General features: G+C 70.1%; 7 protein-coding genes. 4 read left to right on the top strand and 3 right to left on the bottom strand.

Going from position 1 to position 10,926, the window contains the following annotated elements; genetic code table 11:
• The first annotated feature begins 531 nt into the window (after positions 1-531).
• Positions 532-981, top strand: a complete 450-nt coding sequence (locus tag RNB18_RS45750) for a PTS sugar transporter subunit IIA (protein WP_311720065.1) — start codon at positions 532-534, stop codon at positions 979-981.
• Positions 982-1,063: 82 nt separating this feature from the next.
• Entirely contained in the window at positions 1,064-2,734 is a 1,671-nt protein-coding gene (gene ptsP, locus RNB18_RS45745) for a phosphoenolpyruvate--protein phosphotransferase (protein ID WP_311720064.1), read from the top strand.
• 69 nt (positions 2,735-2,803) lie between these two features.
• On the opposite strand, the gene RNB18_RS45740 is transcribed toward ptsP, so the two are convergent.
• On the bottom strand, positions 2,804-3,697 hold the full coding sequence (locus RNB18_RS45740) for a hypothetical protein (RefSeq protein WP_311720063.1): 894 nt from the start codon (positions 3,695-3,697) through the stop codon (positions 2,804-2,806).
• Positions 3,698-3,719: 22 nt separating this feature from the next.
• A complete protein-coding gene (locus tag RNB18_RS45735; RefSeq protein ID WP_311720062.1) occupies positions 3,720-4,928 on the bottom strand; it encodes an MFS transporter in 1,209 nt (402 codons plus the stop codon).
• Positions 4,929-5,048: 120 nt separating this feature from the next.
• Here RNB18_RS45735 and RNB18_RS45730 point away from each other — a divergent pair, with 120 nt between their 5' ends.
• Positions 5,049-6,368: an aminotransferase class I/II-fold pyridoxal phosphate-dependent enzyme gene (locus RNB18_RS45730; RefSeq protein ID WP_311720061.1), complete on the top strand. Its 1,320-nt coding sequence runs from the start codon at positions 5,049-5,051 to the stop codon at positions 6,366-6,368.
• Between the two features lie 9 nt (positions 6,369-6,377).
• Here the strand turns inward: RNB18_RS45730 and RNB18_RS45725 are convergent, their stop codons facing one another.
• Positions 6,378-8,345, bottom strand: a complete 1,968-nt coding sequence (locus RNB18_RS45725) for an acetoacetate--CoA ligase (RefSeq protein ID WP_311720059.1) — start codon at positions 8,343-8,345, stop codon at positions 6,378-6,380.
• Between the two features lie 212 nt (positions 8,346-8,557).
• Between RNB18_RS45725 and RNB18_RS45720 the strand changes: the two genes are divergently transcribed.
• Entirely contained in the window at positions 8,558-10,924 is a 2,367-nt protein-coding gene (locus RNB18_RS45720; RefSeq protein ID WP_311720058.1) for a glycoside hydrolase family 31 protein, read from the top strand.
• Positions 10,925-10,926: the final 2 nt, after the last annotated feature.

Raw genomic sequence — 10,926 nt, 5'->3', positions numbered from 1 at the left:
ACATCACGAGAGCGGAGCGACCACCGGAATAAGGCGGTCGCTCACAGCGTCCTCGCTGTGTTTTCTTCAAAGGAACCTCGCCCCAGCCGATCGGCCGGAGACGGGGTATCAACATATCTGGCGTTGACTTTTGGCACGCTGTTGAGTTCTCAAGGAACGGACGCTTCCTTTGTACTCACCCTCTCGGGCTTTCCTCCGGGCTTCCCTTCGGTGTTTCCAAACTCTATCAGTGTTTTTCCGGCCCTCTGACCACCGTCCTGCAAGCATGCAGAACATGATCCAGAGTTAGGATCTGACAAGTTGGGTGCTGCCAGGCTGGGACGCTCGGTGGCGCCGCTCGGCCTCAAGCAGGAGTACGACTGTACATGGGGCCGCGAAGTGGGTGCAAATCCGTTGGGCTGGTGGTCTAGACCACTTAGCGGTATCTTTCCTGCGAACCCCGTACTCCACATGCCATACGCTGCTGGACAGCGCCGTCCGGGACAAGCAGTGACGGTGCATATACGCAGCTCCACCCCTGGGAGGCTTCCCATGACCACCGTGACGTCCCCTCTTGCCGGACGCGCCATCGGACTGGCCGCCGTGCCCGACCCGGTCTTCTCCGGAGCCATGGTCGGCCCGGGTACGGCGATCGATCCCGTGCGCGAACCGTCCGAGGCCGTGGCGCCCGTCGACGGTGTGATCGTCTCTCTCCACCCCCACGCGTTCGTCGTCGTGGACGAACAGGGACACGGCGTGCTCGTCCACCTCGGCATCGACACCGTGCAGCTCAACGGTGAGGGTTTCGAGCTGCTGGTGAACAAGGGCGACACCGTCACGCGCGGTCAGGCGATCGTGCGCTGGAACCCGGCCGCCGTCGAGGCCGCCGGCAAGTCCGCCGTCTGCCCGGTCGTGGCTCTGGAGGCCACGGCCGAGGCACTCGCCGAACTCCGTGCGGACGGCGAAGTGAAGGACGGCGACAGTCTCTTCGTCTGGAAGTGACGTCAGTGCCGTCGTACGACTGCAAGTAGGGGCGACAACCACCGCGGCGGCGGGACCCGCCGCACTATCGGAGACGGGTGAGATGGAGACAACGCTGCGAGGCGTCGGCGTGAGCCACGGTGTGGCGATCGGCGAGGTTCGGCACATGGGAACGGCGGTGCTGGAGCCGCCTGCCAAGCAGATTCCGGCGGAGGACGCGGAGCGTGAACAGGGGCGCGCCCGCAAGGCCGTGGAGGCTGTGGCGGCCGACCTGATGGCGCGCGGCAATCTGGCGGGGGGTGAAGCCCAGGCGGTGCTCGAAGCGCAGGCCATGATGGCCCAGGACCCCGAGTTGATGGCAGACGTGGACCGGCGTATCGCCGTCGGCAGCACGGCCGAGCGCGCCGTCTACGACGCGTTCGCCGCGTACCGCGAGCTGCTGGCGGGCGCGGGTGAGTACCTGGCCGGTCGCGTCGCCGACCTCGACGACGTGCGGAATCGTATCGTCGCCCGTCTGCTCGGCGTGCCCATGCCGGGCGTCCCCGACAGCGACGAGCCTTATGTCCTGGTGGCGCGGGATCTCGCGCCTGCCGACACCGCCCTGCTGGACCCGACGCTCGTTCTGGGTTTCGTCACCGAGGAGGGCGGACCGACCAGCCACAGCGCGATTCTGGCGCGGGCGCTCGGTGTGCCGGCCGTTGTGGCGTTGCCGGGTGCCGGTGAGCTGGCCGAGGGCACGGTCATCGCTGTCGACGGCAGCACCGGTGACATCTTCGTGAACCCGAGCGATGAGAAGAAGGCCCAGTTGGAGGCCGCTGCCGCCGAGCGGAAGGCCGCGCTCGCCGCATCGACAGGTCCGGGTGCCACCGCCGACGGCCACAAGGTGCCGCTGCTGGCCAACGTCGGTGGTCCGGCGGACGTGCCCGCCGCGGTCGAAGCGGGAGCCGAGGGCGTCGGTCTCTTCCGTACCGAGTTTCTCTTCCTCGACGACAGCAAGAACGCTCCGTCCGAGGAGAAGCAGGTCGAGGCGTATCGCCAGGTGCTCGAGGCGTTCCCCGAGGGGCGTGTGGTCGTTCGTGTGCTGGACGCGGGCGCGGACAAGCCGCTGGACTTTCTGACGCCGTCCGACGAGCCGAACCCGGCGCTGGGTGTGCGTGGGCTGCGGACGCTGCTCGATCACCCTGACGTGCTTCGGACTCAGCTGACGGCGCTCGCGAAGGCCGCCGAGGGTCTGCCTGTCTACCTCGAGGTCATGGCCCCGATGGTGGCGGACCGCACCGATGCCAGGGCGTTCGCCGACGCGTGCCGTGCGGCAGGGCTGCAGGCGAAGTTCGGCGCGATGGTGGAGATTCCCTCGGCCGCTCTGCGGGCGCGGTCGATTCTGCAGGAGGTCGAGTTCCTGTCGCTCGGGACCAACGATCTCGCGCAGTACACCTTCGCCGCCGACCGTCAGGTGGGTGCGGTGTCGCGGTTGCAGGATCCGTGGCAGCCCGCGCTGCTCGACCTGGTCGCGCTGTCCGCCGAGGCGGCGAAGGCCGAGGGCAAGAGCTGCGGTGTCTGTGGTGAGGCCGCGTCCGACCCGCTGCTCGCCTGTGTGCTGACCGGTCTGGGGGTTACCTCCCTTTCCATGGGTGCGGCGTCCCTTCCTTACGTCCGGGCGACGCTGGCGAAGTACACGCTGGCGCAGTGCGAGCGTGCTGCCGCCGCCGCGCGGGCCGCCGACAGTGCCGAGGACGCGCGCGACGCGGCCCAGGCGGTGCTGTCGGGCGAGTAGTCGGACCGGAGAGGCCGGCTGACGGTTCCTGGAGGGCGCTCCACCCATGGGTGGAGCGCCCTTTTGTGTTCAGTGACTGTGGCGCGACGTCTGTCCTTCCGGTCCGAGGTCGGGAGGCACGCAGTAGTCGACGCCCGATTCCGGGGAGATCAGGTCGCCGGAGTCGATGTCGGTGCAGTAGGCGTCGAAGACTTCTCCGGCGGTGAGGGGTTCGAGGCCGTCGCCGCGCAGACGCCAGCCGTAGATGCGGTCGGTGGTCCCGGGGGTGCTGGTGCGCATGACGAGTCCGCCGGGGCTTTGGGTGGCGATGCCGAGTGCGAGAACCGTGGTGAATTCGAGAGCCTCGGCCTCGTCGAGTTGGACGGCCCCCTCGGTGTTCTCGTCGGAGTGGAGGACGGAGACAAGGGTTTCCGGGGTGCCGGTGACGCTGCAGACGAGGTGGTGTTCGCCTGGTAGGGCTGTGTCGAGGATCCGGAGGAGGAGGTCGGAGGCGCGGGCGAAGGCCGCGCGACCGATGTCCTCCCCGCAGGAACCGCAGGCGCCGAGGCGGGCGAGGAGGGTGGTCGCGTACTCCCAGGTGGCCTGGCGGACGGCTTCGTCCACGAGGGCGGGCACCAGGTCGGTGAGCGGCTGGCCCTCGTACGGGAGCGTCGGTCCGGTGTTGGCGAGTTCTGCCGTGAAGCGTGTTCGGCTCGACGGGATGTCCGGGTTGAGGCCGGTCTCTTCGCAGAACTCGGCGTATTCCTGGGGGTCGAAGAGGGCGACGGTGGTGTGGCTGCCCTGTGAGGCCCGAGTCCTCAGAAGGTCTTCGACCTGTTTCAGGTAGGTCGCGTGGTCGTCGAAGGTGAAGGTGCGGTAGCGCCGCATGGCGCGGAAGTCGTGTTCGTCGGTGAGCAGGCCGATGGTTCCGGCGATTTCGCGGCGCAGGACGCGTCGCATTGTCTGGTGGTCGGTGTGCGCCATGTTTCCCCCTGTGCACAGTCGATCAATTCTCACTCACAGTAACCGGCGGCACTGACAACGCGAACTGGGTGAGGCGCCCCCGGACCAGCCGGTGCTGGATTGTGCAGGTCAGGGCTATGACCGTGCCGAAGGCGGCCCATCCCGCCGGGCCGGTGGCGATGGCGGCGGTGACTGCGAGTGGCCCGAAGGTGCGCTGCACGGACTGGGCCAGACCGTGGACTCCGAGGTAGGTGCCCTGGGCGGTCTCGGGGGCGAGGGCGACGGAGAGTTCCCAGGAGATGGTGGCGTGCAGCATCTCGGCCATGGTGAAAGCCGCTGCCGCGGCGGTGAGGAGCGCTGTGGCGGTGACGGCTCCGCCCGTGGCCGCGAACGCCATGGCGGTGCCGCCCAGGGCGAAGGTGGCGGACAGCGGGAGGAGGAGGTTCCGGGCAGCCGCTGTGGTGGTGCCGAATCGGGCGAGGGGCACCTGGAGTGCCACGACCATGACGTTGTTGAGGACCATCAGAAGGGGTGCCAGTCCGTTCGGTGCGTTGCTCTCGTGTGCGATCCACAGGGGCAGGCCGACCTTGAACACCGCGTCGTCGAGGAAGAGGACGGTCTCGGTGGCGACGTAGGCGAGATAGGTGCGGTCACGCCAGGGGGTCGTAGGCCTGGTCGTGGGGGCCGGGTGCTTCGAGGTGGTGACGGTGCGGGAGGAGGACGGGGGCTCGCCGCAGCGCAGGGTGAGGAGTGCTGAGGCGACGAAGGACAGGGCGTCTCCGGCGAGGAGCCATTGGTAGGCGGCCGTGGTGCCGAGCGACAGGGCCGCAGCGGCGGCGAGGCCGCCCAGCGCCCAGCCCGCGTTGGCCACGGTTCGGTGGAACGCCTGGTAGCGGACGCGCTCCGGGCCGGCGACTCGGGTGGCGTAGAGCTTGGTGAGGATGCTCGCGGCGCGGTCGCCGAGACCGCCCACCGCCGAGAAGGCGATGAGCAGGGCGTAGTTGTCGGTGGTGAGCAGGGCGCAGGAGGCGACGGCACGTATGAGCTGGACCGTCAGCAGGACCCGGGTGATCGGGAATCGGTCGGCGAGCTTGCCGCCCATCGGTGCCCCTGCGATGCCGATCGCGCCTGCGGCAGCGGCGAGCGTGCCGACCTGGGCCATGGAGAGCTCGGAGACGTAGATGAAGTAGAGGACGGCGACGGAAGCCCACAGTCCGCTGCCGATGCGGTCGACGAGCGCGATGGCGAGCACTCTGCGCCCGTCGCGACCTCCGGGAACGCTTCTCGACCATGCTGCCGCGCGCCGTATCGGATGCACTGCTCCCCCTTGCCTGCTTGCTTTTCATTTATGTACTGATACATACTCTGCAACGTGGCAACACAATATGGGATCAGTGGGACGACGGCCAAGGGAATTGCGGCGTCCGCCGAACGGGCCGTGGCTGAGGGCTCCTTGGCGCCCGGAGCCGCACTGCCTCCGGTGCGGCGCCTCGCGGACGACCTCGGCGTGAGCCCGGGGACGGTCGCCACGGCATACAAGGAACTGCGGCAACGGGGGATCGTGGTCACCCGCGGTCGGGGCGGGACCGTGGTGGCACCGGCCCCGGCGGTGGCGTCTCGTCGGCCACCCAAAGTGCCCGAGGGCCTGCGGGACTTGGCGGGTGGTCACCCCGATCCGAGGCTGCTCCCCGGGCTGGTGCCGCCCTCACGGCTGTCCCCCGGCGCTCGTTCGCATCGTTCGACGCCCCGGCTGGCACGTCTTGAGGACGCCGTACGCGCGTGGCTGCGGCCCGAGGGCGTACCCGTGGAGCACGTGACCTTCGCACACGGGGCGCTGGATCTGGTCGGACGGCTGCTCTCCGTGGAGCTACGGCCCGGGGACGCCGTGGCCATGGAGGATCCCGGGTATCACCACCTGCTGGATCTGGTCACGGCGTTGGGGCTGCGCATGGTCCCCGTCGCCGTCGACGACGAGGGAGTGTTGCCCGAGGCCGTACGCGAAGCGCTGCGGGCTGGGGCGCGGGCGCTCGTGTGCAGTCCGCGGGCGCAGAATCCGTACGGCGGTCGCTTCTCCGCCGAGCGTCAGGAGGCCCTCCTGAGTGTGCTCCGGGAGCACCCTGAGGTGCTGGTCGTGGAGAACGATCACGCTTCCGCCGTCGCCGGTGCTCCCCTGCGGACGCTGACCGGCGCAGGGCTGCCGCGCTGGGTGCATGTGCGGACGGTGAGCAAGTTCCTGGGGACGGACCTGAGGTGGGCGGCCGCCGCGTGTGATCCGATCACCCTGGGCCGGCACGACGGGCGGCTGTTGCTGACGTCCGGCTGGGTCAGTCATCTGCTCCAGGAGACGGTGTACGGGCTTCTCACCGACGAAAGCACGCGCGCGTTGGTCGCTCGTGCCCAGGAGACCTATGCGCTGCGCCGGAACGCTCTTGTACGGGAGCTCGGCGACCGGGGCATCGAGGCGCACGGGGCGAGCGGGATGAATGTGTGGGTGCCCGTCCGGGACGAGTCGGCCGTGGTGAACGGGCTGCGGTCGTACGGCTGGTGGGTCGCGGCCGGGGCCAGGTTCCGGCTGTCGGCCGGTCCGGGCGTGCGGATCACGGCCGCTGAGCTGGAGCCGGCCGATGCGGCGCGGCTGGCCTCGGACTTCGCCGGCGTGCTCGGTGAGTCCGAGGCCACCTACGGTGGGTGACCCGCTCCGTCAGGCGCGTTTGCGGGCCAGGTCCTCGTAGAAGTGGAGCAGTTCGAGGTTGTCGATGGAGCCCGGGTTGACCGCCTTCTCCAGAGGGGTGCCCTGGAGGAGGCGCTTGACGGGGACCTCGATGCGCTTCCCGGTGAGGGTGTGCGGGATGCCGGGGACCTCGATGACCTCGTCCGGGATGTGGCGGGGTGAGAGGTTTTCGCGGATCGTCGCCTTGATGCGGTCGAGGAGTGCCTGGTCCAGGACGGCTTCCGGGGCCAGTTGCACGAACAGCGGCATCCAGTAGCCGCCGTCGGGCTGCTCGATACCGATGACCAGGGACTCCTTGATCTCGGGGAGTCGCTCCACGGCCTCGTAGATGTCGGCCGAACCCATGCGGACGCCCTGGCGGTTGAGCGTCGAGTCGGAGCGGCCGTGGATGACGACCGAGCCGCGCGTGGTGACGGTGATCCAGTCGCCGTGCCGCCACACTCCGGGGTAGGTGTCGAAGTAGCTGTCGTGATAGCGGCTTCCGTCGGGGTCGTTCCAGAAGTGGATCGGCATCGACGGCATGGGATTGGTGACGACGAGCTCGCCCACCTCGTCGATCAGGGGCTTGCCGCTCGGGTCCCAGGACTGCAGGTCGGTGCCCAGGCTCGGTGCCTGGAGCTCGCCGATGTACACGGGCAGGGTCGGTACGGCGCCCGCGAAGCACGAGCAGACGTCCGTGCCCCCGCTGACGGAGGCGATCCACAGGTCCTCACGGACCTCGTCGTGCAGCCAGCGGAAGCCGTCGGGTGGTAGCGGTGAGCCGGTGGTGGCCACGCACTGCATCTTGGAGAGGTCGAAGTCGCGGCCTGGGTGCACGTCGGCCTTGCGGCAGGCCATGACGTACGCGGCCGAGGTGCCGAAGAGGGTGGCGCCCGTGCGTTCGGCGATCCGCCACTGGGCGCCCGTGTCGGGGTAGCCGGGGCTGCCGTCGTACAGGACGACGGTCGTGCCCGTGAGGAGGCCGGAGACGAGGAAGTTCCACATCATCCAGCCCGTGGAGGTGTACCAGAAGAAACGGTCCTCGGGGCCGAGGTCGCAGTGCAGGCCGAGCTGCTTGAGGTGCTCGACGAGGATGCCGCCCTGGGACTGGACGATCGCCTTCGGCAGGCCTGTCGTGCCCGAGGAGTAGAGCACCCACAGGGGGTGCGCGAAGGGCACCGGTTCGAAGACCGGCTCCGTGTCCGCGCTCGTGAGGGCATCCCACTCCAGGGCGCCTTCAGGAGCCCCGGTGCCGAGGAGCGGGATGTGGACGACGGCGCGCAGGGAAGGCAGTTCGCGGCGGAGTTCGGCGACCGTCTCGCGGCGGTCGTGCTCCTTGCCTCCGTAGCGGTAGCCGTCGACGGTGAACAGGACGACCGGTTCGACCTGTTGGAAGCGGTCCAGGACACTGCGGGCGCCGAAGTCGGGGGCGCAGGACGTCCAGACGGCGCCCACCGCGGCCGTGGCGAGCAGGGCGACGACGGCCTGCGGGATGTTCGGGAGGTAGCCGCTGACGCGATCTCCGGGCCGGAGGCCGAGGGCGCGCAGCTCCGCGGCCAGGGAGCCGACCTGGCGGCGCAGCTCGGACCAGGTCACCGGGCGCGGCTCATGGGTCTCGTCGACGTACAGGAGGGCGGGTTCGTCCGCGCGGGTCCCGGCCGCGCGCAGGGCGTGCTCGGCGTAGTTGAGGGTGGCTCCGGGGAACCACTCGGCGCCGGGCATCGAGCGGTCGCCCAGCACGCGCGCGTAGGGCGTCGAGAACCGTACGTCGAACCATTGGGTGACTGCTTCCCAGAACGGCTCCAGCTCATCCACCGACCAGCGGTGGAGGGCCTCGTAGCCTCCGTCGGCCGGGGCGCCGTGGTGTTCGGCCGCCCATGCCTGGAACCTGGTGACCTGGGACCGGGCGATGCGCTGCGGATCTGGCTGCCAGAGCGGCTGGGGATTCACGGTCGACATGGGGGCTCCCGGACTGTGCGCGTCGTGTGCGTCTCCCGCGCACGGGCCAGGGGTGTGCGCGTGACGCGGCTGACAGGGACGATGCCATGTGATCAACTTCTACGCCAGGGTGCGCCCCACATAGTCCGTGTCGTGAAGATGTGGCCCCGGCACGGGTGAACGCCAGTTGAACGGCACGCACGGGTGAGGCACTGAGTGGCAGGGTGAGCAGCATGAACGGTCGTGACCTGGTGCGTTCGGTGAAGGCGGTTGGTTCGGCGGGGGCGCCCCAGGCGTTGCGTACCGTGCGCGCCGCGTGGCGCAGGAGGCGTACCGACGCCGTCGGGCTGCCGGCGCGGGGGGCCGAGCGGGCGCGGGTGCCGGGGCCGATGCGGGACGTCGAGCCGGGCCCCGGTGGGGGTGTCATACGGTTCAGCCGCTCCGAGCTGCGGATCGTCGTCGCGATGAACGGGGTGGTCTTCTGGGGGTGGGACGGGGCCGAGCCGTTGCCGTCGTACGCGCTCGCGGGCCGCTGCCCGGAGCCGGATCCGCGGGCGGTCCTGGAGCCGGACAAGGACGGCGGCTGGCGGGTCGTGGCCGAGCGGGCGACGGTCGTGGTGTCGCGGCACGGAGCGGTGGAGGTGCGTACGCCCGGCGGGGTGATCCTGCGCCGGGATCTGCCGCCCCGCTGGTGGGAGCCGGTGGGCGGCGGCGAGGCGCGCTGGATGCAGCGGTCGGAGGTGGCCGCCGACGCACGGTTCTTCGGGCTGGGGGGACGGGCGTCGGGGCCTCGGTTGCGGAACGGAACGTATCGGCTGTGGAACACCGACCCGGGCCGGGCGTTCGGGCCGGGAGACGATCCGCTGTACATCACGATGCCGGTGCAGCTGGTGGTGGCCGACGCCGCCACCCATCTCGTGTTCCACGACACCTCGTGGGACGGCACGGTGACCCTGCGGGAGGGCGAGGAGGGCGCCGGTTCCGGGCACGACCAGGTGGGGATGTCCGAGCTGCGGATAGCCGGCGGTCCGCTGCGCTGCTGGGTGATGGTGGGCACGCCCGCGCGCGTGCTGCTCGCCTGGGCCTCGCTGACCGGTGCGCCCGCGCTGCCGCCGTCCTGGGCGCTCGGCCATCATCACGCCCGCTGGGGTTTCGGCAGTGAGCAGGAGGTGCGGCGGATCGTCGCCGGATACCAGGAGCGGGGGCTGCCGCTCGATGCCGTCCATCTGGACATCGACCACCACGACGAGCACCAGGTGTTCACGGTCGACCAGGAACGGTTTCCCAAGCTGCCCCAACTGGCCGATGAACTGTTGCGGGACGGGATCCGGCTGGTGTCGATCGTCAACCCGGCGGTCAAGGCCGCGCCGGGCAACGCCGTCCATGACAGCGGGACGGCCGAGGACGCCTTCGTGCGGGACGCGTCGGGGCGGCTCGTGGAAGGGGTCGTGTGGCCCGGCGAGGCGGTCTATCCGGACTTCACGCACGCACGCGTGCGTGCCTGGTGGGGCCGCCTCTACCAGGAGAGGCTCACCGCGGGGTTCAAGGGCTTCTGGCACGACATGAACGAGCCCACGTCCTTCAACGCGTTCGGTGAGTCCACTCTGCCGCGGTCGGCCAGGCACTTTCTGGAGGGCCGCGGCGGTGACCACCGCGAGGCGCACAACGTCTACGCGCTGTGCATGGCCCAGGCCGGATACGAGGGTCTGCGTGACCTGGTGCCGGACGAGCGGCCCTTTCTGTTCTCGCGTTCCGGATGGGCCGGCATACAGCGATACGGCGGCACCTGGTCCGGTGACGTGGCCACCGGCTGGCCGGGCCTGCGGGCTTCGCTGTCGCTCGTGATGGGACTCGGGCTGTGCGGGGTGCCGTACTCGGGGCCCGACGTGGGCGGCTACGACGGGCACCCCTCGCCCGAGCTGTATCTGCGCTGGCTCCAACTCGGCGCCTACCTGCCGTTGTTCCGTACACACGCGAGTCTGCGGGCAGGGCGCAGGGAGCCGTGGGAGTTCGGAGCCGAGGTGCTGGAGCACGCGCGCGTGGCGCTCGTGGAACGCCGACGGCTGCTGCCGTACTTCATGACGCTCGCACAGTTGGCCCGGCGTACCGGTGCGCCTTATGTCCGGCCCGTGTGGTGGTCAGCGCCCGAGGACCGTGCCCTGCGGGACTGCGAGGACGCCTTTCTGCTGGGTGACTGCCTGCTCGTGGCACCGGTGCTCGATCCGGGCAGCGACCGGCGTGCGGTTCAGCTGCCGCGGGGACGCTGGTACGACACGGCTACGGAACGGGTCTACGAGGGGCCGGGTCAGGTGCTCGTCGACGCCCCTCTGTCACGCATCCCGGTACTCGCGCGGGCGGGCGCCGTCATTCCGGTGCGTGGGGACGACGGCGGTCTCGAACTGGAGGTGTGGGCGCCCGCCCGGGGGCGGAGCGGGGGCGGACTGGTCGTTGCGGACGCGGGCGACGGTTGGGACGAACCGGAGATCGAACGCTACGTCGCCCGCTGGGAGGGCCGGAAGGTGGTCGTTCAGCGGGAGGGCGAGGACGGCGTGAGCGAGCCGTCCCACCCGGTGCGGCTGCGCGGGCTGGGAGCGCGCTGAGG

The sequence above is a fragment of the Streptomyces doebereineriae genome (assembly GCF_031845645.1).
GTDB lineage: Bacteria > Actinomycetota > Actinomycetes > Streptomycetales > Streptomycetaceae > Streptomyces > Streptomyces canus.
This window is presented reverse-complemented; position numbering and strand designations above follow the sequence as displayed.

Coding starts and splice junctions, on each gene's coding strand:
- RNB18_RS45750 (WP_311720065.1), top strand. CDS start 532: ATGACCACCGTGACGTCCCCTCTTGCCGGACGCGCCATCGGACTGGCC.
- RNB18_RS45725 (WP_311720059.1), bottom strand. CDS start 8,345: ATGTCGACCGTGAATCCCCAGCCGCTCTGGCAGCCAGATCCGCAGCGC.
- ptsP (WP_311720064.1), top strand. CDS start 1,064: ATGGAGACAACGCTGCGAGGCGTCGGCGTGAGCCACGGTGTGGCGATC.
- RNB18_RS45720 (WP_311720058.1), top strand. CDS start 8,558: ATGAACGGTCGTGACCTGGTGCGTTCGGTGAAGGCGGTTGGTTCGGCG.
- RNB18_RS45740 (WP_311720063.1), bottom strand. CDS start 3,697: ATGGCGCACACCGACCACCAGACAATGCGACGCGTCCTGCGCCGCGAA.